Origin of the sequence: Rathayibacter caricis DSM 15933 (genome assembly GCF_003044275.1) — a bacterium.
GTDB classification, from domain to species: domain Bacteria; phylum Actinomycetota; class Actinomycetes; order Actinomycetales; family Microbacteriaceae; genus Rathayibacter; species Rathayibacter caricis.
In genome coordinates, this window is record NZ_PZPL01000001.1 from 1,891,207 (window position 1) to 1,917,742 (window position 26,536).

Here is a 26,536-nt window from a genome sequence, read left to right on the forward strand (position 1 = left end):
CGGCGCGGAACGCGAAATAGACTGCGGGAATGGCGGAGTTCAGCGCGAGTGTTTTCCAGAACGAGTACCTCTCGGACGGCGCCACGGATGTGCACGCGATCGTGACGGTCACCGCCTCCGGCACCGGCTCGGCCGGCAGCGACGGAGCGGCCGCCGAGATCATCATCGTCGACTGCTCCGGATCGATGACCGGCGAGAACATGGCCGCCGCCAAGCGCGCGGCCCAGGTCGCGGTCGACCAGATCCTCGACGGCACGTTCTTCGCGGTCGTGGCGGGCTCCGAGCGCGCCGACCGCGCGTTCCCGTACCCCAACGCCTCCGTCTCGATGGTGCGGATGGAGCCGGGCGCCCGCGCCGCGGCCCGCGAGGCCATCGGCTACCTCCAGGCCGACGGCGGCACCGCGATGGGCAGCTGGCTGACCCTCGCGCGCCAGCTCTTCGCGACGGTCCCGGAGGCGACGCAGCGCCACGCGATCCTCCTCACCGACGGCAAGAACGAGCACGAGTCGCGGATGCAGCTCGACGCCGCGATCCGCGCCGCCCAGGGCGCGTTCCAGTGCGACGTGCGCGGAGTCGGCACCCGCTGGGTGGTCGAGGAGGCGCGCACGATCGCGAGCGCACTGCTCGGCACCGTCGGCCTCATCGCGAACCCGTCCGACATGGCGGCCGACTTCGAGCAGCTCATGCAGGCGTCGATGGGCCGCGGAGTCGCGAACGGCGAGCTGCGCGTGTGGACCCCGCAGGGCGCGCAGCTGCTCTTCGTCCGTCAGGTCGCGCCGAACCTCGAGGACCTCAGCTCGCGCCGGACGCCGGTCAACCCGCTGACCGGCTCCTACCCCACGGGCGCCTGGGGCGACGAGTCGCGGGAGTACCACGTGGCGGTCCGCGTCGCCTCGAAGCCGGTCGGAGCGGAGCAGCTCGCCGCCCGCGTGCAGCTGAGCGTGCGCGACGAGGTGGTCGCCTCGGCGCTGGTGAAGGCCCGCTGGACCGACGACTCCGCCCTCACCGCCCGCATCGACCTCGCGGTCGCGCACTACACGGGGCAGACCGAGCTGGCCTCGGCGATCCAGGACGGACTCGCGGCGAAGGCCGCCGGCGACGATGCGACGGCCACCGTCAAGCTCGGCCGCGCCGTGCAGCTCGCCGCCGTCACCGGCAACGACGAGGCGACGGCGAAGCTGCGCAAGGTGGTCGAGATCGACAACCCGAACGAGGGCACCGTGCGGCTGAAGCGCGGAGTCACGCGCCTGGACGAGATGGCGCTCGACACGGCGTCCACCAAGACCACGCGGGTGCGCAAGTGAGCTACCGGTGCCCCGAGGGGCACACCTCCGCGTCCGGCGACTACTGCGACGTCTGCGGCGCGCCGATCCAGGCCGCACAGCCTTCCGCTCCTGCGCCCAGCGCCGCTGCGCCGACCACGGCGATCCCGACCGGGCCGGCCGTGTGCCCCAACTGCTCGTACCCCAACGAGGCGGGCGCGCTGTTCTGCGAGAACTGCGGCTACGACTTCACCACGGGCTCGCTGCCCGAGGCCGACCCGTTCACCGAGTCGGGCGCCGTGCGCGCTCCCGGCGAGGTCGGCGGATCCGCGACGCCGGCGGGGGACCCCGGCGCGCACCCGGGCGAGGCCCCGGCGCCGGCCGCCGATCCCGAGGCGCCGACCGCGTTCGTGCCCGAGCAGGAGGCCGGGTTCGACGTCCCGGTCGCGACGGCGCCGCCGACGGAGGTGATCCCCGAGCCCGAGCCGGCCCCCGCGCCGGTCGAGTCGGAGGACGAGCCGTGGATCGCCGAGCTCTGGATCGACCCCGAGTGGTACGCGGACCAGCGCGCCGACGACCCGATGCCCTCCGCGGGACCGCCGGACGTCGTCGTGCTGCGCGAGCGCTCGCTGCTCGTCGGCCGCCCCTCCGTCTCGCGCGGCATCTCGCCGGAGATCGACTGCGGCACCGACTCCGGAGTCTCGCGCCGGCACTGCCAGCTGAGCACCGACGGCTACCGCTGGTGGGTCGAGGACCTGCAGTCGGCCAACGGCACCTACCTCGCGCCCGCGGGAGCCGCGCTGCCGCAGACGCCGATCGCTCCCGGCCAGCGCCGCGAGATCGAGGAGGGCGACCGCCTCTACGTCGGCGCCTGGACCCGCATCGTCCTCCGGAAGGCCCTGCCGGGCGAGGCCTGATCGCGCCTGCGCCGGGTGACCGCGGGTCTCGATACGCGGCTGCGCCGCTACTCGACCAGCAGGGATGCTCGCTGATCGAGCAGCCCGCGGAGTGCGCGGTCGTGCCCTGCTGATCGAGTAGCCCGCGGGGTGCGCGGTCCTACCTTGCTGATCGAGTAGCCCGCGGAGCGGGCGTATCGAGATCCCCGTCTCCAGGCGGTGCTGCATCTCGAGACGCGGCGGTGCGTTCAGCGGCCGGCGAGCAGCCCGAGCATCCAGGACAGAGCGGCGACCGCGCCGACGCCGACGACGCTCGAGCCGATGATCACGCCGCGGCGGATCCGCGCGGTGCGGCTCCCGTCGACCGTTGCGACCGACCCGGATCCGGGAGCGAGGCCGCCGCGCAGCCGGTGCGCCACCTCGTCGGCGGTCGGCCGGAGGGAGGGGTCGCGCTGCGTCATCTCGGCGAGCAGCGTGCGCCACTCCGCCGGCAGAGTCGGGGGGATCGTGGGGCTGCGGTGCAGGCGGGCGATGGCCGCCTCGAGGACCGTTCCCGAGTACTCCCGGTGGCCGGTGAGCGCCTCGAGGAGGACCAGGCCGAGCGAGAAGACGTCGCTCGCTCCGCTGATCGGCTCGCCCGCGACCTGCTCGGGGCTGACGAAGCTGGCCGTGCCGATGACGATGCCGTCGCTGGTGAGGCGCGAGCCGTCCATGAAGTGGGCGACGCCGAAGTCGGTGAGCTTGGCGGTGTGCTCGTAGCCGCTCGAGCCGACGTCGCTGACGAGGATGTTGGCGGGCTTCACATCGCGGTGGACGACTCCGCGCTCGTGCAGGTAGGAGAGCGCCTCGGCGAGCTGGGTGCCGATCGCGGACACCTCGTCGACGGGCATCGGACCCGCCTGGAGCCGCACCTCCATCGTCGGATCCGCGACGAGCTCCATGACGACGTAGCGGCGCACCTCGCCGCCGAAGTTGTGCAGCCCCGCGTCGAAGAGGTTGACGATGCCGGGGTGGGCGAACGAGCTCAGCATCCGCACCTCGCGCTCCTGGCGGGCGACGTCCTCCGGGTTCGACGCCTCGGCGCGGAACACCTTCACGGCGACGTCGCGCTGCACGGTCTCGTCGCGCGCGCGGTAGACGGATCCCATCCCACCCGAGCCGATGCGCTCGATCAGGTAGTAGCGCCCTGCCACCCGCTGCTGGGCGGCATTGGCGGCGATGGTGCTCATGAGGAGCCCGCCTTCCGAGGGAACGGCACGTTCGGAGCGCTCCGGAACGGCGCCTGGGGAAAAGGTATCGCGGTCACCCTTCCCGGGGGGAGGCCCGGATCGGGGATTGACAGCGCGTCGCCGCTGAGCGGGTGCCGCCCCGGGTCAGCCGCGGCGGCCGAGCATCCCCTCGAACGAGCCGTCGAGCGCCCACGGATCGCGCACGGACCGCGACGCCCGGGCCGCCTCCGTCGCCAGCTCGCGGCCCGCGCGCTCGATCCGGCCGGGCAGGGCGCGAGCATCCTCACCCTCTCCACCCCAGTCGGCGGTCGCCGCGAAGACGGTCGTCGACAGCGGAGCCGCGTGCAGGTAGCTGAAGAGCGGGCGCATCGCGTAGTCCACCGCGAGGGAGTGGCGGGGCGACCCTCCGGTCGCGGCGAGCAGCACGGGCAGGCCGCGCAGCGCCTCCGTGTCGAGCACGTCGACGAACGACTTGAAGAGGCCGCTGTAGCTCGTGGTGAAGATCGGAGTGACGGCGATCAGCCCGTCGGCGCCCGAGACGGCGTCGAGCGCGGTCTGCAGCGCGGGGCTCGGGAATCCGGTCAGCAGCATGTTGGTCACGTCGTGCGCGAGATCGCGCAGCTCGACGACGCTCCGCTCGGTCGCGAAGCCCTGCTCCGCGAGTTCGTGCTCGGTCGCGTCGGCGAGGCGGTCGGCGAGCAGCCGGGTGGAGGACGGCGTGCTCAGGCCGGCCGAGAGGACGGTGATCCTGCGGGTGTCCATGGTGGTTCTCCTGTTCCGGCGTTCAGGCGCCGACGGCGACGGGCTGCGCGTCGCGTGCGGCGACGAGCGAGGCGTGGGTGGGCGCCTCGGGGACGTGGGCGGGGCGGCGGGAGTCGAACTCGTGACGCAGCACGGGCAGGATCTCGCCGAGCAGGTCGAGCTGCTCGAGGACGGTGGCGAGCGGCAGGCCCGCGTGGTCCATCAGGAAGAGCTGGCGCTGGTAGTCGCCCACGTAGTCGCGGAAGCCGAGCGTGCGGTCGATGACCTCCTGCGGCGAGCCGACGGTGAGCGGGGTCTGCTCCGTGAAGTCCTCGAGCGAGGGTCCGTGGCCGTAGACCGGCGCGTTGTCGAAGTAGGGGCGGAACTGCGTCACCGCGTCCTGGGAGTTGCGGGCCATGAAGATCTGACCGCCGAGGCCCACGATCGCCTGGTCGGCGGAGCCGTGCCCGTAGTGCTCGAAGCGCTGGCGGTAGAGCTGCACCATCTTCTGCGTGTGCGAGGCGGGCCAGAAGATGTGGTTCGAGAAGAAGCCGTCGCCGTAGTAGGCGGCCTGCTCGGCGATCTGCGGCGAGCGGATGGAGCCGTGCCAGACGAACGGAGCGACTCCGTCGAGCGGGCGCGGCGTCGACTGGAAGCCCTGGAGCGGCGTGCGGAACTGCCCCTGCCAGTCGACGAAGTCCTCGCGCCAGAGGCGGTGCAGCAGGTCGTAGTTCTCGATCGTCAGCTCGATGCCCTGGCGGATGTCCTTGCCGAACCAGGGGTAGACCGGCCCGGTGTTGCCGCGGCCGAGCATGAGGTCGACGCGGCCGCCCGAGAGGTGCTGCAGCATCGCGAAGTCCTCTGCGATCTTCACCGGGTCGTTCGTGGTGATGAGCGTCGTCGCGGTCGAGAGCAGCAGGTGCTCGGTCTGCGCGGCGATGTAGGCGAGCGTCGTGGTGGGGGAGGAGGACCAGAACGGCGGGTTGTGGTGCTCGCCGAGCGCGTAGACGTCGAGGCCGACCTCCTCCGCCTTCTTGGCGATCGTGACCGCGGCCATGATTTTCTCGGACTCGGTCGGGGTCGCTCCGGTGGTGGGATCGGTCGTGATGTCGCTGACCGAGAAGATTCCGAACTGCATGAGGTGCGCCCCTTCCATCGCCGGCGCCGGTGCGGCGCCTGGTTCATGCGTTTGCATGTACATGGCGGTACAACGTGGGGCGGCGCGATCTATTCCCGCGGGCCACGGGTATTGGCGCACCAGGAGTCGTGACGTCTCGGCTCGTCGCGGAAGGCCCCCGGTCGCCCGGCCGGGGGCCCTCCGTGACGGATCGGGCGGCAGTGTCAGCAGGTCGCGGTCTGGCTCGCGACGATGACGGCGGCGGGGTTGCCGGTGTTGGTCGCCAGCGCCGTGGCGCCCGTGCTCTGAAGTGCGAACGGTGCTCGGTTCACGGAGACGTAGACGGACCCGTCCTCGGTGCGTGCGAAGACGTAGGTGACACCGTTCGCATCGATCGTTCCCACGAGTTCTGCGACGGTTCTGCCGGCGGGGATGCCGGTGAGGGCGGGGGAGGCGGCTCCGGTGAGGCCGTCGTAGACGACGGGGCCGGTGGGGGTGTCGATGGCGCGGATGACGGCGGCGGGGTTGCCGGTGTTGGTGGCGACGGCGGTGGTGCTCGTGCTGTCGACGGTGAAGGGTCCTCGGTCGATGGAGACGTAGAGGGTGTTGTCGTCGGTGCGGGCGAAGACGTAGGTCTTGTTGTTCGCGTCGATGGTGCCGACGAGGTCGACGACGGTTCTGCCGGCGGGGATGCCGGTGAGGGCGGGGGAGGCGGCTCCGGTGAGGCCGTCGTAGACGACGGGGCCGGTGGGGGTGTCGATGGCGCGGATGACGGCGGCGGGGTTGCCGGTGTTGGTGGCGATGGCGGTGGTGCTCGTGCTGTCGACGGTGAAGGGTCCTCGGTCGATGGAGACGTAGAGGGTGTCGTCGTCGGTGCGGGCGAAGACGTAGGTCTTGTTGTTCGCGTCGATGGTGCCGACGAGGTCGACGACGGTTCTGCCGGCGGGGATGCCGGTGAGGGCGGGGGAGGCGGCTCCGGTGAGGCCGTCGTAGACGACGGGGCCGGTGGGGGTGTCGATGGCGCGGATGACGGCGGCGGGGTTGCCGGTGTTGGTGGCGACGGCGGTGGTGCTCGTGCTGTCGACCGTGAAGGGCGCTCCGTTGATGGAGACGTAGAGCGTCCCTTCCTCGGATCGCGCGAAGAGGTACCTGTTCCCGTTGGCATCGATGGTGCCGGTGACGTCGGCGATCGTCGCGCCCGCCGGGATGCCGGTGACCGTGTTGCCGAATCCGTCGGTGACGGCCGTCGGGGACGACAGCACGCTCACCGGCGCCGTGGTGGTCGCGTCGGCGGTCGATGCGCTGATCGTGCGGGTGCCGGAGGAGGCCGTCCCCTTCAGCCCGCTGAGGACGGCTTCGCCGTTGGCGTCGGCGGTGACGATCCTCGAGCCGCTGTCGCCGTTCGACCACGTGAGTCCGCTGGGCAGGGCGACGGTGATCGGCGTGCCCTCGGTGACGGGCGTCGTGCCGTTCGTCGTCGCCCTGATCACGACGTCCTTCAGGGTTCCGCACGCGGCGACGGAGTAGGGCCCGTTCGTGAAGGCGAGCGTCGCGCCGGTGTTCGACGCGGCGGCGAGGGGTGCGCCGATCGCGGTGGCGACGACGGGGATGGACCAGGAGGCGCCGGCGACGATCGTGCGTCGCTGGATGCCGCCGGTGGGCGAGTCGGTGAGGTGGTCGGACATGCGTGAGCTCCTTGAGGAAGGGGTGGATGACGCAGCCGATTGTTCGAGGTTTCCTCGTGCGACGGGCGTCCGACCGCCTCCTTCTTCCGTTCTGCCGCGTCGATCCTCCGAACCGCGGTCCTCGATCGGGACCGCCCTGGTCGTCGGCTTTACTGGGGCCATTGCTCGGAGACGTCGACCGCATCCCGCCTGCTCGAGCGCGTCCTTGTCGTGAGGGGGTCCGCCGTGATCGCACGGGGGACGGAGGCGGAGCGCCTCCTGGCGGCGCGGGGACTGCAGGCGAAGGGAGATCCGCACGCATCCGTCGACGAGGTGGACGACGGATCGGTGCGCGTCGCGCGGATCTGGCACACGCCCGCCTCCGGGAGGCTCGGGGCGTCCGCCGGCCGCGCGCTGCTGATCGTTCAACTCGACGGCTCGATGCGCCTCGGTGCAGGTGAGGGGGCGGATCGCCGCGTTCTCCGAGCGGGTGACGTCCTCCTGGCGACCGCCGGCTCCTCCGTCTCCGTCACCGCCGTGGAGGCGACCGCTCGGATCGAGATCGAGGCGCGACTCCCGATCCTCGCCCTTCGCGCACAGGTGCTGCGCGCGGACGACCGGGACGGCGGGTGGGCGAGGGCCGCCGTCGTCTCTCTCACGAACGCGGCCCTGAACGCCGGCCTCGCCGACGGCTCGCCGGGACTGGAGTTCTTCAGCGCCGCGATCGGCAGCTGCTGCACCGCGCTCGTCCACGAGCTCTTCCCGGACGCACTCGGAGCGCGGACTCTCGGCGAGCGCGCGATCGCCGTCATCGCGCGGGACGCCTCCGATCCCGCACTCTCCGTCTCGCGGCTGGCGGAGCGACTCGGTGTGACGCGGCAGCACTTGGCGTTCGTCTTCGCGCAGGAGGGGCGGCGGACGCCGCTGCAGGAGATCAGGCGCGCGCGGGCCGACCTGGCGCGGGCGCAGCTGGCCTCCGGAGAACGCACATCCTTGCGGTACCTCGCGAGGACCTCCGGGTTCGGCTCGGAGGACTCGCTCCGACGAGCGCTGAAGGACAGTTAGGCGAGGTGCTCACCCCGGCGTAGAAGGCCCCTGCTCCGCGGCGGAAGGGAGCAGGGGCCGCCGTGACGGACGAGGGTCAGCTGCAGGGCGGCGTCGTGATGAAGTTCACCGTGTTGAAGCCCTGCGTGCTGGCCGTGGCCGCCTCAGCGACATCGGTCGCGATCACACCGTTCCCGTAGTAGAGATCGCCGTTGGGCGCCAGGAAGAAGGCGGAGCCGATCGGGGTCGCGTCGCTCGGGACGGCGGTGAACTCGTCGCGCTGCGTGTCGGATCCGACCCGGTACTGGAACACCCTTCCGTCGCTCGTGATGTAGTTCACGATGTTGAACCCCTGCGTGCTGTAGGTCGCCGCCTTCGTGACGCCCGACGCGATCACGCTGTTCGCGTAGTAGACGTCGCCGTTCGGCGCGAGGTAGTAGCTCGAGCCGAGCGGTGTGGATCCGGCGGGGACAGCGGGGTACTCGTCGAGGCGAACGTCCGAGCCGACCCGGTACTGGAACGCCCGGCCCGTGGTCGTGGTGTAGTTCGCGACGTTGAACCCCTGGGTGCTCGCCGTCGCTGCTTCCGCGACGTTCGACGCGACGACGGAGTTCGCGTAGTACAGAGTGCCGTTCGGAGTGAGGAAGTACCCCGAACCGACGGGCGTCGCATCGCCGGGAATCGCGGGGTACTCGTCGACACGGGTGTCCGACCCTGTCCTGTACTGGAACACCCTGCCGGTCGTCGTGACGTAGTTCACGACGTTGAAGCCCTGCGAGCTGTAGGTCGCGGCCCGGGCGACGCCCGACGCGACGATGCTGTTCGCGTAGTACACGTCGCCGTTCCGAGCCAGGTAGAACCCGGAACCGAGCGGGGTGGCGTCACTCGGGACGGCGGGGTACTCGTCCATACGCGTGTCGGACCCGGTGCGGTACTGGAATGCGCGGCCGTTCGAGAGCGACGTCAGACCCGCCGACGCTGACGCGCCCGTGATCGCTGCGGTCACGACAGCCTGCCCGCCGGACCCGGGGACGGCGATCGGCGGCAGAGCAGCCGTCCCGTCCGGGCCCGACGTCAGGATGCGCGTCGCTCCGCCGCCAACGAACGTGTAGCCGCCGGCCAGAGTTACCGTGACCTGCTCGGAGGGCGCCGTGGCGCCGTCTCGCGTCACGGATACGCTCGCACCGTCGATGGTCCCGCACGCGGTTCCCGAGTACTCAGGTCGGTCGAAGGCGACCTGCAGGGCTGCGGACGCCGCAGCGAGCGGCGCGCCGACCGCCGTCGCGACGACGGGGATGGTCCAGGCTGCGCCGGCGACGAGCGTGCGGCGCTCGACACCGGGAGTGCGTGCGGTCGAGGGGGAGTCGTTCATGGATGCTCTTCTCTTCGGGGCCGGAGTGACCGACCGGGGTCCGCCGGACGAGGCGGCGCGACCGATGCTGTCGGCCGGGTCCGCGCCCGCGGGTGACGGCGGTCGAAGAGTGCGGCGAGTGCTCCTGATCCGTGCGGGATGTGTCGCTCGGCACCCGGCGGCGGGGCCGATCGGCTTGGGTGGACGCCGCGAGGGATCCACCCGGCGAGTGAGGAGTTCGGCATGCGCTTCGACGTCCCGAGCGAGCCGACCCTCCGGCGCGGTGTGACGCTCACCGGGGAGGAGGCGCTCGGCTGGCTCGCGGCGAGAGGCACCGTCGTCGCGGGACGGCACGATCTCAGCCTCGTGACGGACGAGCTCACCGGAGCGGGTTTCAGGCTCGCGCGCCTCTGGCACACGTCCGTCTCGGCCGAGGTGACGGTCGCGGAGGGATCCGCCCTCGTGGTCGTGCCGGTCGAGGGCGACGCCGATGTCGAGGGCGCGGTCCTCGCTCCCGGCGCCGTGCTCGTCCTCGCCGCGGGCTCGGTGACGGCGACCGTCTCGGAGCCGTCGATCGCGCGGTTCGAAGTGGCGCTCGATGCCGCGATGATCCCCGCGCCGCTTCGCGACCTGATCGGAGCGCACGCCGTGCTGGCCGACGTGCCGGTCTCGTTCCGCGTCGCACTCGTCTCGGCGGCCAACGCCGTGCTCAACACCGATCTCGACCCGCGCTCCCAGGGACTCCCCGGGCTGCGGCTCGCGTTCTCGCACCTCGCCGTCGCGATCGTCTCGGCGGGTCTGGAGGGGGTGCCGCGCGACCGCGTCTCGCTCCGGGAACTCGAGCTGCACCGTCGGGCGATGTCGATCATCGCCGAGCGGGCGCGCGATCCTCTTCTCACGATCGAGGTGCTGGCCGGGGAGCTGCGCATCTCGGAGCGCTACCTGCACCGGGTCTTCACTTCGGCGGGATCCACGCCGGCCGTCGAGATCCGAGCCGCTCGGGCGGCGGTGGCCCGGAGCTACGACGACGGGACGCGCGCGCTGACCGCGGCCGAACGGGCGCGCCTGGCCGGCTTCGCGAACGCGACGGCGATGCGGCGGGCGTTGCGGCGGACGGGGTGAGTTGGGGGCGCGCCGCCGGTCTCTGAGCAGAGGGTTGCGCCCGCCCCGATCATTCGGTCACCGGACCTGCGGATCGAGCGGCAGTACGAGGCGAGCGCAACGGGACCGGAGGAGAAGGGCGGCGTCGAGAAAAGACCTACGCGGAGCACCGGTCGCGACACCTTCGGGTGGTGACGCGACCGGCGCACCGGGTCGGATGGAGTCGCAGGCTACGGCTGCACGTACGCGACGGCCGGGGACGCGACCCAGACGTTGTTGCCCGGGTTGCGGTCGCCGGGGGAGACCTGCGACAGCACGTCGACCGTGTAGGACGTGCCCACGAGACCGGGGTTGCTCGCGAGGCGGTAGGTCCAGCGGAAGACGCTGTCGCTGTCGGCCGGGACCGGGACGGTGGGGTTGCTGAACTGGTAGACCGCGTATCCGCCGTCGATGTAGGACGTCACGTAGTTCCACCCGTTGGTGTGGCCAGGAGTGAGGAAGTTGGCGTTCACGTACCCGATGTCGAGGTACTGCGCCGGGATTCGGACCACCGCGTAGGACTGCGTACCCGCGGTCGGCCCCGCCGTGCGGATGAGGGCGTCGACGATCGGGGTCTGCCCGCCGCCGACGGCGCCGACGTTGGTGTTCGCCCAGACGATGTAGCGGTCGAAGTTGCTGGTGTCGACGGGCGGGGTCGTGTCCGACGCGGCGGCGAGCGGAGCGCCGATCGCGGTGGCGACGACGGGGACGGTCCAGGCGGCGCCGGCGACGACGGTGCGGCGGGGGAGCGATCCGGGGGTGTTCTCGGTCATGCGGTTCCTGACTTGTCGGTGAACGGGACGACGGCCATGGTGTCGAGCGCACGTCCTGCGGAACCGGGATCCGAGGGGACTCCGCGCGGACTGCGCGCCGGATCCGCGCATCCTGCGCAATCGGGCGCCGCTCGCTCCGTCGTCTCCCACCATTGATCCGCGGGCGCCTCGTGCGGCCCCGACGATCGCGCGCGAAGAGACGAGGACCCCGTGACGACACCGCCAGGCAGCCCGGTGCGCCGATCCGCCTCACTCGCCGGGGAGGAGGCGGTCGCCTGGCTCGCGTCGGCCGGCTTCCGGGTCCTCGACCCGCGTCCTCCCCGCGTCTACGTCGACGAGGTGCGCGGTGCGGACCTCCGCATCGCGAGGTACTGGCACTCCGAGACGACGCTGCTCCGCGAGGCGCCCGCGCGTCCGCGAGTCGCCGTGCTCCTCCAGGTCGACGGAGCCGTCGAACTCGAGACGCCGACGTGGTCCGATTGCGCGGGGCCGGGATCCATCGCCCTGCTTCCGGCGTTCGACAGCGCGACGGTCTCGGCGCGGGTCTCCGGAGCGCGGCTCGAGGTCGAGTTCGACGCCGATCAGCTGCCGGAGTCGGTGCGCCGCGACTACACGGCCGGCGCGCTGCTCGACGCCGAGGTCAGGCCGTTCTCCTCGGTTCTCATCTCGACTCTCAACGCGGCGTTCAACTCCGAGCTGGCACCGGAGGATCCGCGGTTCGCTGCGTTCCGCCTCGCGGTGCGCAGCCTCGTCTCAGGGCTGCTCACGGTGGACGCGGCGGCGCAGGGGCGCCTCGCTACCCGGCAGGAGCTGCTGGTCGACCGCGCCCGCAGGATGATCGCGGAGAGAGCAGCCGACAGGGCGTTCTCGAGCGCCGTGCTGAGCGACGAGCTGCGGATCTCGCCGCGCTCGCTGCAGGAGGCGTTCGCCGCTCACGGATCGAGTCCGGCTGCCGAGATCCGCGCCGAGCGCGCAGAGATCGCCCGCGCCCTGCGGGAGAGCGGCGATCGCGCGCTGAGCTCGGACGACGTGGCGCGCCTCGCGGGGTTCGGCAGCGCCTCGTCGATGCGCCGGGCCATCTGAAGGACCAGGCGGCGAGGGCGCCTGTCTGCGCCGAGAGGACGAACCGACCCGTCGCGAACGGCGCCTGTGGTCTGGGGAGGGCAGCCTTCCGCGACGGATCGGCAGCGGGCGCCGTCGCTCGACGGCGTCCGCTCAGCAGGACGCTCTGGTGTACCCGACGAAGCCGCCCGAGGCGGTGGTGTACTGCCCTCTCGCTTCGATGACGTCGGTCCTGACGAGAACACCCGTGTTCGAGTACAGGTCACCGTTCGGAGCGAGGTAGAACCCTCCGCCGACGGGGACCGTTCCGGAGGGGATGGCGGGCGCGAAGGTCTGCGATCCGACGGTGTTGTACTGGAAGGCGATCCCCTCCTTGATGAACCCCACGAACCCGCCGGACGTGACCGTGTAGTCGCCGATGGCGGAGGAGGTGCCCGTCGCGGCGAGCACTCCGGTGTTCGTGTAGATGTCGCCGTTCGGAGCGAGGTAGAAGCCTCCGCCCACCGGGCGTGACCCGGTGGGCGCGGGGACCGCGAAGTACCCGCCCACCTTGTTGTACTGGCCTGTCGCCCCGGACCGATCGGTGATCCCGACGAATCCGCTCGTCGCCGCGGTCCAGTTGCCGACCGCCTCGGCGACGCCCGACCGGATGAGCCGGTCCTCGAAGTAGACGTCACCGTCCGCCGTCAGCCAGAAGCCGCCGCCGACGGGAGTGGCGCCGGTGGGGAGCGTCCACGGCGTGGTCGCGGAGCCCACTGCGTTGTACTGGAAGGCGGCTCCGTTCTTCGTGTACTGCAGGTAGCTCCCACCCTCGGGGTCGTAGCCCCCGACCGCGCCTGCTGCTGAGCCGGTAGCCACGATGGCGCCGTTGTTCAGGTAGACGTCACCGGTCGGGCTGCGGTAGAAGCCTCCGCCGATGGGCGTCGAGCCGCCGGGAACATTCGGAACGGTGAGGTCCGAGGCGCCGACGAGGTTGTACTGATGGGCCGTGTCGGACGGAGCGATCGAGACGGGCACCGAGGTCGACGCGTCGGTGGTCGAGGCTCCGATGACGGTGCTCGCGGACGCTCCATCGGCCGTCACCCCGCTCAACACGATCTCGCCGTTCGCGTCGGTCGGCAGCACCTTCGCACCGGTGCTCGAGTCCGACCAGGTCAGCCCGGTCGGCAGCGTCACGGTCACGAGGGTCCCGGCCGGGGCCGGAGCGGTGCCGTTCGTGGTGACGCGGAGCACGACGTCCTTGAGCGTCCCGCAGGCGGCGACCGAGTAGGGGCCGTTGGTGAAGGTGAGCGTGGCGGCCGTCGAGGCTGCGGCGAGGGGCGCTCCGACCGCCGTCGCGATGACCGGGATCGTCCAGGCGGCGCCGGCGACGAGAGTGCGGCGCTCGAGGCCGGCGGAGGTGAGGTGGGTGGTGTCGTGCGTCATGCAGTGCTCCTTGCTGAGGGGACGGTGTCGAGAGTGATCCTGAGTGCTCCTCGCCTTCCCGTCGACGCTCCGGAGCGCTCCCGTTGCGTTCCGCTGCGACGCCGTTGCGTTCTGCGGTCGAGCCCGGCCTGCGTGCCGCATCTGGGTACTGTCGGACCGCAGCCCGCTCCGCGCCGCCGGGCGACTCCTCCGCCAGCGCGCTCCCTCCGGAGCCGCCCGCCGCGGTCGGTCCGAGGAGGGGATCGCGTGATCCTGCGCGACGAGAGCGCCGCCCGCTGGCTGGTCGAGCACGATCTGGTGCCGTCGGGCCCGGCCCAGCTGGCGGTCGACGAGCTGTCGCGCGACGGACTGGGGCTCACACGGATCTGGCACGGCCCGGTCGAGGGTCGGCTGCGGTCGGCGAGCCGATCCCTCCTCCTGGTGCTCCAGCTCGACGGCGATCTCGACCTCCCGGCTCCGGACGGCGAGGATCTGCGCGTCGCGGCGGGAGGCGCCTTCGTCGTCGGCGCCGGTCAGGAGGTCGGCGTTCTCGCGCGGGAACCCACTGCTCGCATCGAGGTGCGGCTCCCACTCGAGGGTGTCTTCGCTCGGATCTCGGAGGGATCCTTGCCGGTGCTCGTCGCCGAGGACCGCGGATGGGCGCGCTCTGCGCTGATCTTGCTCACGAACAGCGTGCTCAATCTCGAGGACGAGACCCCGCTCCTCGACTTCGACCGCTTCCACGTCGCACTGCTCTCGTGCGCGGCGGCGTTCCTCCGCACGGCGGCCGAGCCGGCGGTTCGCGAGTCGTGGTCGCAGCAGCTGGTGCGTCGCGCGCAGGTGGTGCTGGAGCGTCGCGCCGCTGACCCCGACTGCTCGGTCGGATCGCTCGCCCGCGAGCTCGGGGTGTCTCCCGCGCACCTCGCCCGCGCGTTCCAGGCGGAGGGGCTCGACACTCCGCTGCGCGTCATCCGCGCGTACAGGCGCTCCCTCGCGCTCGCTCTGCTCGAGCGGCAGAGTGCGGAACGGGACGGGCGGCCGGACTTCGCGGAACTGGCGCGGTTGTCGGGATTCGGCTCCGTGGACAGCTTGCGGCGGGCGCTGTGATCGGATCTTCGTCACTGCTCGCGCGGACGCCAGGAGGAGCGCGCTCGCGCTTTCGGTGCGCAGGACGACAGTGACTCGAGAAGCGCTTGCACACAGCAAAGGGCCGGAGCCCGCTTCGAGCTCCGGCCCATTCTCTGTTTCCGGCCCCGCTACTCGAATCGATGCGCGGCCGGGAGTCTCGGCTCCGATTCAGCAGTTCGAACCGGCGGTCCAAGTGAAGTACTGCGCGTTGGCAGTGCCCCAGTTCTCGATGTTGCTGCTCGCGGCATTGACGTCCGTGGCGATGACGGTGCCCGCGTTGTCGTAGAGGGTCCCTCCGACCAGCCATCCGAGAGTTCCGACGGGCTGGCCACCCGAGGGAACGGCGACAGCGAAGCTCGAGGCGGGGCCGCCCGAGACCTGACTGCGATAGAAAGCAGTGCCGTCCATCGTCGTCCAGGTGAAGTACTGCGCGTTGCCCGTGCCCCAGTTCTCCATATCGCTGCTGGCGCTGGCCACGTCGGTGGCGATGACTGTGCCCGAGTTGTCGTAGAGGGTACCCCCGGCGAGCCATCCGAGTGTCCCGACGGACTGGGCGCCCGAGGGAACGGCGACGGGGAAGCTCGAGGCGGGGCCGCCCGAGACCTGGCTGCGGTAGAAGGCGGTGCCGTCGGTGGTGGTCCAGGTGAAGTACTGCGCGTTGCGATCTCCCCAGTTCTCCATGTTGCTGTCGGCCGTGGCGACGTCCGTCGCGATGACGGTCCCCGAGTTGTCGTAGAGCGTGCCGTCCGCGAGCCAGCCGAGGGTTCCGACGGGCTGGGCGCCCGAGGGGACCGCGACGGGGGAGGTCGAGACGGATCCGCCGGAGACCTGGTTGCGGTAGAAGGCGGTGCCGTCGGTGGTGGTCCAGGTGAAGTACTGCGCGTTGCGAGTCCCCCAGTTCTCCATCTCACTGTTCGCGGCCACGACGTCGGTGGCGATGACGGCGCCGGAGTTGTCGTACAGCGTGCCCTCGGCGAGCCAGCCGAGGGTTCCGACGGGCTGGGCGCCCGAGGGGACCGCGACGGGGAAGGTCGTGACCGGACCCCCGGAGACCTGACTGCGGTAGAAAGCAGCGCCACCCGAGACCGAGACCGGCGCCGACGTCGACGCCCCGGTCGTGGTCGCCGAGATCGACCCCGTTCCAGGAGTGCCCGTGGCCTTCACCCCGCTCAGAACGACCTCGCCGTTCCCATCGGTCGGGAAGATCCTCGATCCGGTATCGCCGTCCGACCAGGTCAGCCCGGCGGGCAGGGTCACGGTGACGGGCGTCCCCTGGGGAGCGGCAGCGGTCCCGTCCGTCGTCGCCGTCATCACGACGTCCTTCAGAGTGCCGCAGGCGGCGACGGAATACGGGCCGTTCGTGAAGGCCAGCGTCGGTCCGGTACCGGACGCCGCTGCAAGCGGCGCACCGATCGCGGTCGCGACGACGGGGATGGTCCAGGCGGCGCCGGCGACGACGGTGCGGCGGTGGACGGAGCCGGGGGTGTTCTCGGTCATGGGAGTCCTTCGAGATCGAGGTGGGCACCGGGAGCGGTGCGGAGCGATCGTGTCCCGGAGCGGCGCCGGTCGGCGGATGGAAGTGAGTTCCTGTCGGGAATGCGCACGATGCGCCGTCTGATTCGCGCACTTCGTCGATCCGCCGCAGCGAGTGCGCTCTCATGGATCCGTGACCGAGCTGCTGATGTCGACGAGGCCCCCTGCCCGCGGCCGGCGCGACTCCTTCGCCGAGCGCTCGCTCGCCCTGCGCGACGCGGCGGCGGTCGGCTGGCTGCAGGGCCGCGGTCTCTGGTGCGAGCCCCGCGGCCCCTTCCACCTCTTCGCCGACCGGCTCGTCGACGGACCCTTCGAGCTCCTCCGCGTCTGGCACACCCCGGCTCGTGTCGGCCGCTCGGCTCAGCACCCCAGCAGCGGGACGGTGATCCAGATCGACGGCGCGATCGTCCTCTCCACAGCGACGGAGTCGGTCGGCCTCGAGCCGGGCGGTGTCGCGCTGCTCCCCTCGAGCGGGCCCTGGACCCTGGAGGGGGCGGTCGCCAGCGCCCGCATCGAGATCCGCTCGCGCCCCGGGCTCTGGCCGCCGGACGTCGCCCGGCACCGGATCGAGACCCTCGACGCGATCAGCACGCCCTTCCGCGAGGTGCTCGTGGCGACGGCGATCAGCGCCCTCTCCTCCTCCCTCCGCCCGGAGGACGCCGGCTTCTCCGCCTTCAGGCAAGCCGTCGAGAACCTGGCGGCGGGCCTCCCGGCGCTGCGGAGCGGACCGACCGCGACGACGCCCGAGGAGACGCTGCGTCGTGAGGCGCTGCAGCTGATCGCGAAGGAGGCGGCGGATCCGGACCTGACGGTCGCGGGGCTCGCCGACCGCCTCCTCGTCTCGGACCGCCACCTCCACCGCGCTTTCGCCGAGCACGGAGCGACGCCCCTGGCCGAGATCCGCGCCGCCCGCGCAGACCTCGCCCGGCAGCACCTCGCCCTGCACCCCGGGCGGACGGGCCCTGACCGTCTCGAGATCGCCCGCCGCTCGGGCTTCCGCACTGTCCGCGCGATGAACGAGGCGCTGCGCGCGAGCCGGTGAGGTCGACGGGCGCCGAGCCGGTCGATCGATGAGCGCTCTACAGAGCAGAAAGTGCGGTCGATGAGCGCTGGAGCTTCCACGAAGGGAGGAACCATGATCGCTCGTCGCTCTGCGCGCCAGAGGGTCCCGCCGCTGCGGGGCTCCTGCGAGCACCTCCTCGCAGTCTCGGACGTCTCGCGCATCGGTGCTCTCCGAGCCCGACGAAGCGGCGGCGACCGGCCGTCGAGTGACGACGGAGTGGCGAACATCCACGAACTCGACCGGATCGTCTGGATCGCAGCGCGAGACGAGGACGACGACGCGACGGATGGCGAGATCGCCTACCTCTCCGGCGTCGCCATGTCCCCCGGCGGCGCCACGCCCGTAGCGGATGTCCGCCAGGAGGACGGACGCTCTCAGCACTGTGTGAACGATCCCAGCCGCTGCACCGCACGGAACGGGCGTTCGGCTCGACCCGGATCGGCGAGAGAACAGCCCTGCAGTAGCCGGCGCACATGTCCGCTCATGGCTCCCTGCATGTCCGGTTCTCTCCCTTGAGGCCATACGCGTCTGATGTACGGAGCACACTCTCCTCGGCTGGGCCCGCCGCCGCTCGCACGACCGAGGAGAACCGTCATGCACCACTCGAACGATCGCGCTCCCCGTGAGGACGTGCTCCTCGCCGCGGCGGCGTCCGCCTGGCTCGCGGAGCGAGGTGTCTCCGGTGACGGGCCGTCCCACCTGATCGCGGACGAGGTCGCGGCGGCGGACTTCCGTGTCGCCCGGGTCTGGCACACCGCGGCCTGCGTTGAGCGGGCGGCGGCTTCCGGCGTGCTGTTCGCCGAGGTGATCGCCGACGGGAACGCCGAGGTCAGCCTCGGAGGCACGACGCACGCCATCGCCTCCGGCGATCTCGTCGTCTCCCCGGAAGGAGGGCCGCTCGCGCTGACCGCGGTCGATCGCCTCGCGCGCTTCGAGTTCGAGATCCGCATCGTGGGGTCGGGGCTCTCGCCGGCGGTGGTCGACGTGCTGCGATCCGGAGTCGTGATCGCGGACGCCGCCCCGTCCTTCCGCCCCGTGCTCCTCGCCGCGGTCAACGCCGCCTTCAACGCGGGACTCGATCCGGACGCCGCGGGATTCGCGTCCTTCCGGCTCGCGACGACGAGCCTGCTCGCCGGGTTCCTCGACGAGGCACTCGCCCCTCGCCTCGTCGGGCGGTCGTCGAGCGAGGCGCTGCTGCACCGCCGGGCGCTCGACGCCCTCGCGCTCCACGCGGCCGACCCCGCTTTCTCGGCCGGCGCACTCGCGCGCGAGCTCGCGGTGTCGGAGCGGCATCTGCGGAGGATCTTCCAGGGGCGCGGGACCACTCCCGGCGCCGCGCTCCGCGACGCGCGCCTCGCGCGGGCGCACGCACTCCTCAGTGCTCCGGCGCCGCTGCCTCCGGGGGACGCTGCGCGTCTCGCCGGGTTCCGGTCTCCCCGGGCGTTGCGGCGCGCTGCAGCGCAGCGGGACACCGCCGTCTGACTGGCGAGATCGACCGAGGAGCACCGCTGCTGCGGACGTGTCCGCCGACGGACCGGAGGACGGCCGTCGGCGGACTCGCGACTCCTAGAGGCAGGTGACGGTCGGGCGCGTGAAGTTGATGTCCTGGTTCGTCGGCGGGTTGAGCCCGGCGGTGTCCGGCATCATCCATTCGAAAACGGCCTGGACGGGGCCGGTCGCGTTCGCGGTCCACTCGTAGTGGTAGGTGTTCCCGGCGGGCGGGATGTACTCCACTCCCGGCAGAGGCCGAGTCGTGCCGGCGAAGACCTGCTGCCCGTTGAGGTAGACGTTGAGTGCCTGCCTCTGCGAGCCCACAGGGTTGGAGAACGCAGGCATCGTGAAGTGGTAGCGCTTGCCCTGCACGACCTCGAGGGTGGTGAGCACGGCCATGGTCGCCGTGCCGAACCCCGGGGTCGCGTCCGCTGAGCTGGCGAAGCGCTCGCCGTCGCGGAAGTAGAAGGGGAACGAGATGAAGCCCGAGCGAGGGACCTGCCACGTCCAGGTGGACGCGGGTGGGAACTGGTTGCAGACGGGAGGCTGCGGGGGAGTCGTGATGGAGGCGGCGGCGAGCGGCGCGCCGACCGCCGTCGCGACGACGGGAATGGTCCAGGCGGCGCCGGCGACGACGGTGCGGCGCTGGACGGCGCCGGGGGTGGGCTTCTCTGTCATGTGATCTCCTCGATCGGTGGTCTGCGGTCGCTGCTGCTGAACCGCCTCGGTCATCGTCGGCGGGCGGGGCCGAGGTGCGGGCGTCGTGCGATGACCGCGTCCGCTGCGGGCGCCGCACACGTCCGAAGCGGGTCGTAGAGGCCCGTCCGTGGTCGAGGTTCTCCGCTCGACCGGGGGCGGCGGCGCGGCACAGTGCACCCGCCTCTGCCGGCTCGTCCCCGTGCGCGCTCGAGCCGAGAGAAGTCGTGAGCTTCCTCCCCGGACGGCTTCGACGTCGATCCGTCCACGGACTGCAGCCCTTCCCGCCCGGAGTGACACGATCTCCGGAACGATCTCGGAGATGCACGGGCTCGTCTCTCTCCTCCAGGCCGGCGGCGGCTTCGCGACCACCCGGGGCATCACCGCTTCGGCGATCCCGCGTGCCGTCGTGCAGCGCGCCCTCGACGACGGACTCCTCGTGCGTGTGCGTCGAGGCGTGTACGCGCTTGCGGGTGTGCCGCCGATCGAGCTCGCCGCGGTGCGGGCGGGAGGAGTGCTCACCTGCGTGTCGCTGCTTCGTCACCTCGGACTGTGGACTGTCGAGCGTCCCGCCCTGCACGTCGCCCTCGGCGCGTCCTCGGTGCACGAGCTCGGGCGAGGCGAGGTCGGCCACTGGCGACGCTGGCCGGGACACGGTCGACGCTCCCTGTCGCAGGACGGCATCGGAGCGGCGATCCTGCACCTCGTGACCTGCGTCCGCGAAGACGACGCGATCGTCACCATCGACTCGGCCCTGAACCGGGGGCTCCTCCCGGTCGAAGAGCTGGCGGACCTGCAGGCGCTCGCGCCGCCCGGCAAGCGCGCCCTCTTCGACAGGGTCGACGGCAGCAGCCAGTCCGGTCTCGAGACCAAGACCCGCCTCAGCCTGCGCCGACGCCGAGTCCGGGTGCGCACCCAGGTCCCCGTCCCGGGCGTCGGCTTCGTCGACGAGATCGTCGGTGATCGGCTCGTCCTCGAGAGCGATGGATACCGCTACCACGGGAGCTTCGAGCAGTTCCGCGAGGACCGACGCCGGGATCTCGAGCTGGCGCGGCAGGAGTTCCTCTGCATCCGCCTCGACAACCACCAGATCATCGAGGACTGGCCGAGGACCGAGGAGGCGCTCCTGTCCCTGATCCGCCGCCAGGAGCATCTCTGGACCGCGCCCCAGCGCCGGCGTCACGGCCTCGCGGGCCCCTTCGCAGGGCTCGACTCGCGCAACCTCAGCTGAGAGGGGGGTCTCTCGGCTGTCAGCCGACATCCCCCTCTCTCCACTGATGTTCCGCAGGTGGTCCGTCCGGCGGGTGCCCCGGAGGCGCGGTGCCTGCGGTTCGCCGGGAGCGCCGAAGAAGCGGCCCGCCTCGACCCGTCGTCGGCGCAACGTCAGTTGAGAAGGGTCGCTCTCGGCTGTCAGCCGACATCCCCCTCTCTCCACTGATGTTCCGCAGGTGGTCCGTCCGGCGGGTGCCCCGGAGGCGCGGTGCCTGCGGTTCGCCGGGAGCGCCGAAGAAGCGGCTTGCCTCGACCCGTCGTCGGCGCAACGTCAGTTGAGAAGGGTCGCTTTCGGCTGTCAGCCGACATCCCCCTCTCTCCACTGATGTTCCGCATCGCCGGCTGCCTCCGCAGGCGGAGATCGCCGTCCCGCCGGGCTCACCAGCCCCGCCGGAACCCCGCGAAACATCCCCGCAATACGCCCCGGACTAGAGTCGTGCCATGGGTGACCTCTTCGACGGCTACGGGTCCCAGAAGGTCGAGCGCCGACGTGCCGGCGCCCCGCCCTGGGACGAGATGTTCGCTGATGTCGCCGCGACGAAGGGCCCCGACGGGGTCCGTTCGGCGTACCGCGACATCTACTCCTCGCTCGCGCGGATGACGCAGGAGGAGCTGCGCGGTCGCACCGACGCGCTCGCCTCCTCCTACCTCGCGCAGGGTGTCACGTTCGACTTCGCCGGCGAGGAGCGGCCGTTCCCGCTCGACGCGGTGCCGCGCGTGATCGAGCGCGCCGAGTGGAACGAGGTCCAGAGCGGCATCAAGCAGCGCGTCCGTGCACTCGAGGCGTTCCTCGCCGATGTCTACGGTCCGCAGAACGCGGTCAAGGACGGAGTGATCCCGGCCGGGCTCATCTCGAGCTCCAGCCACTTCCACCGCCAGGCGGCCGGCATCGTGTCGGCCAACGGCGTGCGCATCCAGGTCTCGGGCATCGACCTCATCCGCGACGAGGTCGGCGGCTGGCGGGTCCTCGAGGACAACGTCCGCGTCCCCTCCGGCGTCTCGTACGTCATCTCGAACCGGCGCGTCATGGCGCAGACCCTGCCCGAGCTGTTCGTCTCGATGCGCGTCCGCCCCGTCGGCGACTACCCCAACAAGCTGCTGCAGGCGCTGCGCGCGTCGGCGCCCGAGGGCGTCGACGACCCGACCGTGGTCGTCCTGACCCCCGGTGTCTACAACTCCGCCTACTTCGAGCACACGCTGCTCGCGCGGCTGATGGGCGTCGAGCTCGTCGAGGGCCGCGACCTGTTCTGCACCGGCGGCAAGGTGTTCATGCGGACGACCTCGGGCCCGACCCGCGTCGACGTGATCTACCGCCGCGTCGACGACGAGTTCCTCGACCCGCTGCAGTTCCGCGCCGACTCGATGCTCGGCTCGCCCGGGCTCATGCTCGCCGCCCGCCTGGGCACCGTCACCATCGCCAACGCGGTGGGCAACGGAGTCGCGGACGACAAGCTCGTCTACACCTACATGCCCGACCTCATCCGCTACTACCTCGGCGAGGACGCGGTGATCAAGAACGTCGACACCTGGCGCCTGGAGGATCCGGGCGCGCTCGAGGAGGTCCTCGACCGCCTCGACGAGCTCGTCGTGAAGCCGGTCGACGGCTCCGGCGGCAAGGGCCTGGTCGTCGGCCCCGACGCCTCCGCCAAGGAGCTGGCCGAGCTGCGCTCACGGCTGCAGGCCGACCCTCGCGGCTGGATCGCGCAGCCGGTCGTGCAGCTGTCGACCATCCCGACCCTCGTCGACGACGGGATGCGCCCGCGTCACGCCGACCTCCGCCCCTTCGCGGTCAACGACGGCACCGACGTCTGGGTGCTGCCCGGAGGCCTCACCCGCGTGGCGCTGCCCGAGGGCCAGCTCGTCGTGAACTCGTCGCAGGGCGGCGGCTCGAAGGACACCTGGGTGGTGGGCCTGGAGTCGCAGCGCGACCGCGAGCCCGACGCGCACGACATCCAGGGCCTCGTCGCCGAGCAGGCCGCGGTCACCAGCTCGATCCCGATCGTCTACCCGCTGAACCACACCCCCGACCACTCGCCGCACGACGCCCCGAACTCCGACCAGGAGCAGCAGCAGCAGCAGCAGCAGCAGCAGCAGGGTCGCGACGCGGGGGAGGAGGACTGATGCTCTCCCGGATCGCCGAGTCCCTCTTCTGGATCGGCCGCTACATCGAGCGCTCGGACGGCACCGCGCGCATCCTCGACGTCCACCTCCAGCTCCTGCTGGAGGATCCGTGGATCGACGAGGACACCGCGTGCCGCTCGCTGCTGTCGGTGATGGGCTCGACCCCGCCCGACGACATGCGCGAGATCACGCGGGCGGACGTGCTGACGATCCTCGCGATCGACCGCACCAACCCCGCCTCCATCGCCTACTCGCTCGGCGCCGCCCGCGAGAACGCCCGCCGCGCCCGCGAGATCGTGTCGACGGAGCTGTGGGAGTGCCTGAACACGACCCGCACCCGGATGCCGCGCCGCGTGTCGGGCGAGCGGGTGTCGGAGTTCTTCAGCTGGGTGCGCGAGCGCTCGGCGCTGGCCGTCGGCATCATCGAGTCGGCGACCTCGCGCGACGAGGCCTGGCAGTTCTTCACGCTGGGCCGCTCGATCGAGCGGGCCGACATGACGGCGCGTCTGCTCGCGACCCGGTCGCTGACCGAGGCGAGCGGCCCGTCGTGGACCACGATCCTCCGCTCCTGCGGGGCGTACGAGGCGTACCTCCGCACCTACCGCGGCGTGCCGAGCGCGCGCAACGCGGCGGAGTTCCTCCTGCTCGACCGGCTCTTCCCGCGGTCGATCCTCTTCTCGATCTCGCGCGCCGAGATGTGCATGCGCGACATCGAGCCGCGCACCGGCCGCGTCGGGCACACCGGCGACGCCCAGCGCGTACTGGGTCAGATCCGGAGCGAGCTGGAGTACCGGCCGATCGCCGAGATCCTCGAGGATCTCCCGCGGCACATGGACGGGGTGCAGGAGGCGACCTCGGCCGCGTCCGAGGCGATCCGGCAGCGCTACTTCCCCACCAACGTCATGCCGAGCTGGATCGGGGAGGCGCTGTGAGCAGGCTGCGCATCAAGCACACCACGGGCTTCACCTACCGGGGAGACGTCGTGGCGTCCTACAACGAGGCGAGGATGCTGCCGGCGTCCTCGGACGGGCAGCTCGTGCTGTTCTCGAACCTCGACATCCGGCCGGTCACCTCGGCGCACACGTACACCGACTACTGGGGCACCCGGGTGTCCTCGTTCGACGTGCTCGACGCGCACCAGGAGCTCTCGCTCACGGCGACGTCGCTGGTCGAGGTGCGCCCGAAGGCGCATCCCGAGCACCCGTACGGCTGGGAGCAGCTCGCCGAGCAGGTCGAGACGCTCACCGAGTACGTGGAGCAGTCGAAGCAGACCGTCCGCACCGCGCCTCCGGAGGATCTCGTCGAGCTCGCACGCTCGCTCGCGGACGAGTCGGCGGGTCCGTGCGAGGCGGCGCTCGCGATCGCCGAGCGCATCGGCCGCGAAATGACCTACAAGCAGGGCGTGACCGGCGTGCACTCGACGGCGACGGAGTCGTGGACGGCGCGCAAGGGCGTCTGCCAGGACATCACGCACATCGTCCTCGGGGCGCTGCGCGCGGTCGGCATCCCCGCCCGCTACGTCTCGGGCTACCTCCACCCCAAGCCGAACGCCGAGATCGGCGAGACGGTGACGGGGGAGTCGCACGCCTGGGTCGAGTGGTTCTGCGGAGGAGCGTGGCGCGGCTACGACCCGACGAACCTGATCGACATCGGAGACCGGCACGTCATCGTCGGCCGCGGTCGCGACTACAACGACATCGCCCCGCTGCGGGGCGTGTACGCGGGCCCGCACTCGTCGAAGCTGTTCGTGCGGGTCGAGATCACGCGCGAGGCCTGACGGCGGAGCCGACCTCGGGCTCGTCGGATCCCGTTCGGCTCGCAGGATCGTCCGGTTCCTGCGAGCCGGAGGCGTTCTCGCGAGCCGGAGGTACTGCGCTGCGGCGCATCCGCAGGTGGAAGCCGAGCCCGACGGCCGCCGCGGCGAGCCCGGAGGCGGCGCCCACCGCGATCGCCCAGCGCGGGCCGAGGCCGTTCGCCACGGCTCCGATGAGCGGAGCGCCGATCGGCGTGCCTCCGACGAAGATCGCCATGTAGAGCGCCATCACGCGGCCGCGCATCTCGGGGGCGGTCGAGAGCTGCACGAAGCCGTTGGCCGAGGTCATCAGCGTCTGCGCGGCGACGCCGACCAGCGGCAGGACGATCGCGAAGGACCACGCGGTCGGCATGAGACCCGAGAGCGCGAGGGCGACGCCGAACGCGAAGGCGGCTCCGACGATCAGCCGCAGCCGGGGCCGGTCGCGGCGGGCCGAGAGCAGGGCGCCGATCACCGAGCCGACCGCGATCGCCGAGGACAGCAGGCCGAACTCGCTCGCACCCATGTCGAACTCCACCGTGGCCATCGTCGAGGCGAAGATCGGGAAGTTCAGGCCGAAGGTGCCGATCAGGAACACGATGATCAGCACCACGATGATGTCCGGTCGCCGCGACACGTAGCGGAACCCCTCCAGCAGCGCGCCCGGGCCTCGGGTGGCGCGCGGAGCGGAGCGGAGCTGGTCGCGGTGCAGGAAGCGCAGCGAGAGCAGCACGGCGAGGAAGCTCGCGGCGTTGAGCAGGAACACCCAGCCCGACCCGACCGCAGAGATGAGGACGCCCGCGAGGGCCGGCCCGATCATCCGGGCGGAGTTGAACGAGGCGGAGTTGAGGGAGACCGCGTTCGAGAGGTCCTTCTCCTCGACGAGCGCCGAGACGAAGGTCTGCCGCACGGGTGCGTCGATCGCCGCGGCGAAGCCGAGCAGCAGCGCGAAGACGTAGACCATCCAGAGCTGGACGACGCCGGTGACGACGAGCAGGCCCAGGCCGAGCCCGAGCACCCCCATCGCGCCCTGGGTCGCCATGAGCAGCCGCCGCCGGTCGAAGCGATCGGCGATGAAACCCGAGAAGGGGACCATCAGCAGCTGCGGTCCGAACTGCAGCGCCATGGTGACGCCCAGCGCGGTCGCGTCGTGGTCGGTCAGGTCGTTGATGACGATCCAGTCCTGGGCGGTGCGCTGCATCCAGGTGCCGATGTTCGAGACCGTCGCCCCGGCGAACCAGATGCGGTAGTTCGGCACCGCCATCGAGCGGAACATCGCACTCATCGCTCCGCCACCTCGCGGAGGAGGGCTGCGGCGTCGCGCAGCAGGGACTGCTGAGCAGGGGAGAGCTCGCGGAGCCCGGCCACGAGCCACGTGTCGCGGCTGCGGCGCACCTCGTGCACGAGCGCGGATCCCGCCTCGGTGGGGCGGAGTCGGACGACGCGCCCGTCGGCCGGGTCGCCCAGGCGCTCGGCGAGCCCGTCGTCCACGAGGCAGGCGACCGTGCGCGACATCGAGGGCGGGCGCACGCGCTCCACCTCGGCCAGCTCGCCGAGGGTGCGCGGGCCCTCGCGCTCGAGCAGGGCGAGGACGCTCAGCTGCGCGTCGCTCAGCTCGTGCCGGCCCTTCTCCTGGCGGAGTCGGCGGCCCAGGCGCGCGACCGCGATGCGGAGCTCCCCGGCGAGGGCGGTGGTGGTGGGATCGTGAGGCACATAGTTAGCCTAACGAAATATCACCGCGAACGGAGGGGGTCGTT

At 71.6% G+C, this 26,536-nt stretch carries 23 protein-coding genes; 12 read left to right on the top strand and 11 right to left on the bottom strand.

Going from position 1 to position 26,536, the window contains the following annotated elements; genetic code table 11:
- The first annotated feature begins 29 nt into the window (after window positions 1-29).
- Together C1I63_RS08700 and C1I63_RS08705 are read left to right on the top strand one after the other, a co-directional pair.
- On the top strand, window positions 30-1,304 hold the full coding sequence (locus tag C1I63_RS08700) for a VWA domain-containing protein (RefSeq protein ID WP_107574534.1): 1,275 nt from the start codon (window positions 30-32) through the stop codon (window positions 1,302-1,304).
- Window positions 1,301-2,179, top strand: a complete 879-nt coding sequence (locus tag C1I63_RS08705; RefSeq protein WP_107574535.1) for a double zinc ribbon and FHA domain-containing protein — start codon at window positions 1,301-1,303, stop codon at window positions 2,177-2,179. Before C1I63_RS08700 ends, C1I63_RS08705 begins: the two co-directional genes overlap by 4 nt.
- 227 nt (window positions 2,180-2,406) lie before the next feature.
- On the opposite strand, the gene C1I63_RS08710 is transcribed toward C1I63_RS08705, so the two are convergent.
- From C1I63_RS08710 to C1I63_RS08725, 4 genes are all read right to left on the bottom strand, one after another.
- Window positions 2,407-3,387, bottom strand: a complete 981-nt coding sequence (locus C1I63_RS08710; protein ID WP_055786744.1) for a serine/threonine-protein kinase — start codon at window positions 3,385-3,387, stop codon at window positions 2,407-2,409.
- 144 nt (window positions 3,388-3,531) lie between these two features.
- Window positions 3,532-4,149, bottom strand: a complete 618-nt coding sequence (locus C1I63_RS08715) for an FMN reductase (protein WP_055786747.1) — start codon at window positions 4,147-4,149, stop codon at window positions 3,532-3,534.
- Between the two features lie 22 nt (window positions 4,150-4,171).
- Complete coding sequence (locus C1I63_RS08720) at window positions 4,172-5,266, bottom strand: LLM class flavin-dependent oxidoreductase (RefSeq protein WP_107574536.1); 1,095 nt, start codon at window positions 5,264-5,266, stop codon at window positions 4,172-4,174.
- Window positions 5,267-5,469: 203 nt separating this feature from the next.
- Window positions 5,470-6,930, bottom strand: coding sequence for a hypothetical protein (locus tag C1I63_RS08725; RefSeq protein ID WP_107574537.1), 1,461 nt, complete (start codon window positions 6,928-6,930; stop codon window positions 5,470-5,472).
- Window positions 6,931-7,155: 225 nt separating this feature from the next.
- On the opposite strand from C1I63_RS08725, the gene C1I63_RS08730 reads away from it, so the two are divergent.
- Window positions 7,156-7,974 (top strand): helix-turn-helix domain-containing protein, encoded by an 819-nt coding sequence (locus tag C1I63_RS08730; protein ID WP_107574538.1) that lies wholly within the window; start codon window positions 7,156-7,158, stop codon window positions 7,972-7,974.
- A 76-nt stretch (window positions 7,975-8,050) separates the two neighbouring features.
- Here C1I63_RS08730 and C1I63_RS08735 read toward each other — a convergent pair whose 3' ends face one another.
- Entirely contained in the window at window positions 8,051-9,325 is a 1,275-nt protein-coding gene (locus C1I63_RS08735) for a hypothetical protein (protein ID WP_107574539.1), read from the bottom strand.
- 222 nt (window positions 9,326-9,547) lie between these two features.
- Between C1I63_RS08735 and C1I63_RS08740 the strand changes: the two genes are divergently transcribed.
- Window positions 9,548-10,426, top strand: a complete 879-nt coding sequence (locus C1I63_RS08740; protein WP_107574540.1) for a helix-turn-helix transcriptional regulator — start codon at window positions 9,548-9,550, stop codon at window positions 10,424-10,426.
- Window positions 10,427-10,635: 209 nt separating this feature from the next.
- Here C1I63_RS08740 and C1I63_RS08745 read toward each other — a convergent pair whose 3' ends face one another.
- On the bottom strand, window positions 10,636-11,217 hold the full coding sequence (locus C1I63_RS08745; RefSeq protein WP_107574541.1) for a hypothetical protein: 582 nt from the start codon (window positions 11,215-11,217) through the stop codon (window positions 10,636-10,638).
- 210 nt (window positions 11,218-11,427) lie between these two features.
- Between C1I63_RS08745 and C1I63_RS08750 the strand changes: the two genes are divergently transcribed.
- Entirely contained in the window at window positions 11,428-12,300 is an 873-nt protein-coding gene (locus C1I63_RS08750) for an AraC family transcriptional regulator (protein ID WP_146168416.1), read from the top strand.
- Between the two features lie 132 nt (window positions 12,301-12,432).
- Here C1I63_RS08750 and C1I63_RS08755 read toward each other — a convergent pair whose 3' ends face one another.
- Window positions 12,433-13,704, bottom strand: coding sequence for a hypothetical protein (locus tag C1I63_RS08755; RefSeq protein WP_107574543.1), 1,272 nt, complete (start codon window positions 13,702-13,704; stop codon window positions 12,433-12,435).
- Window positions 13,705-13,950: 246 nt separating this feature from the next.
- Here C1I63_RS08755 and C1I63_RS08760 point away from each other — a divergent pair, with 246 nt between their 5' ends.
- Window positions 13,951-14,790, top strand: a complete 840-nt coding sequence (locus tag C1I63_RS08760) for a helix-turn-helix transcriptional regulator (protein ID WP_107574544.1) — start codon at window positions 13,951-13,953, stop codon at window positions 14,788-14,790.
- Between the two features lie 189 nt (window positions 14,791-14,979).
- Here the strand turns inward: C1I63_RS08760 and C1I63_RS08765 are convergent, their stop codons facing one another.
- Complete coding sequence (locus C1I63_RS08765) at window positions 14,980-16,308, bottom strand: hypothetical protein (RefSeq protein ID WP_107574545.1); 1,329 nt, start codon at window positions 16,306-16,308, stop codon at window positions 14,980-14,982.
- A 169-nt stretch (window positions 16,309-16,477) separates the two neighbouring features.
- Here C1I63_RS08765 and C1I63_RS08770 point away from each other — a divergent pair, with 169 nt between their 5' ends.
- Window positions 16,478-17,386, top strand: coding sequence for a helix-turn-helix domain-containing protein (locus C1I63_RS08770; protein ID WP_107574546.1), 909 nt, complete (start codon window positions 16,478-16,480; stop codon window positions 17,384-17,386).
- Window positions 17,387-18,001: 615 nt separating this feature from the next.
- Window positions 18,002-18,889, top strand: coding sequence for a helix-turn-helix transcriptional regulator (locus C1I63_RS08775; RefSeq protein ID WP_107574547.1), 888 nt, complete (start codon window positions 18,002-18,004; stop codon window positions 18,887-18,889).
- Between the two features lie 84 nt (window positions 18,890-18,973).
- Here C1I63_RS08775 and C1I63_RS08780 read toward each other — a convergent pair whose 3' ends face one another.
- A complete protein-coding gene (locus C1I63_RS08780; RefSeq protein WP_107574548.1) occupies window positions 18,974-19,576 on the bottom strand; it encodes a hypothetical protein in 603 nt (200 codons plus the stop codon).
- Window positions 19,577-19,916: 340 nt separating this feature from the next.
- On the opposite strand from C1I63_RS08780, the gene C1I63_RS08785 reads away from it, so the two are divergent.
- The 4 genes from C1I63_RS08785 to C1I63_RS08800 all read left to right on the top strand — a co-directional run bounded on the left by C1I63_RS08785 (window position 19,917) and on the right by C1I63_RS08800 (window position 24,764).
- Complete coding sequence (locus tag C1I63_RS08785) at window positions 19,917-20,825, top strand: type IV toxin-antitoxin system AbiEi family antitoxin domain-containing protein (protein ID WP_107574549.1); 909 nt, start codon at window positions 19,917-19,919, stop codon at window positions 20,823-20,825.
- A 482-nt stretch (window positions 20,826-21,307) separates the two neighbouring features.
- On the top strand, window positions 21,308-22,987 hold the full coding sequence (locus C1I63_RS08790) for a circularly permuted type 2 ATP-grasp protein (protein ID WP_107574550.1): 1,680 nt from the start codon (window positions 21,308-21,310) through the stop codon (window positions 22,985-22,987).
- Window positions 22,987-23,919 (top strand): alpha-E domain-containing protein, encoded by a 933-nt coding sequence (locus C1I63_RS08795; RefSeq protein WP_055786784.1) that lies wholly within the window; start codon window positions 22,987-22,989, stop codon window positions 23,917-23,919. Before C1I63_RS08790 ends, C1I63_RS08795 begins: the two co-directional genes overlap by 1 nt.
- On the top strand, window positions 23,916-24,764 hold the full coding sequence (locus tag C1I63_RS08800) for a transglutaminase family protein (RefSeq protein WP_055786795.1): 849 nt from the start codon (window positions 23,916-23,918) through the stop codon (window positions 24,762-24,764). Before C1I63_RS08795 ends, C1I63_RS08800 begins: the two co-directional genes overlap by 4 nt.
- Here C1I63_RS08800 and C1I63_RS08805 read toward each other — a convergent pair.
- Window positions 24,748-26,064, bottom strand: coding sequence for an MFS transporter (locus tag C1I63_RS08805; protein ID WP_107574551.1), 1,317 nt, complete (start codon window positions 26,062-26,064; stop codon window positions 24,748-24,750). The two genes, C1I63_RS08800 and C1I63_RS08805, sit on opposite strands and share 17 nt — an antisense overlap.
- Window positions 26,061-26,492, bottom strand: a complete 432-nt coding sequence (locus tag C1I63_RS08810) for a MarR family winged helix-turn-helix transcriptional regulator (protein ID WP_107574552.1) — start codon at window positions 26,490-26,492, stop codon at window positions 26,061-26,063. The genes C1I63_RS08805 and C1I63_RS08810 overlap by 4 nt, the downstream gene beginning before the upstream one ends.
- Window positions 26,493-26,536: the final 44 nt, after the last annotated feature.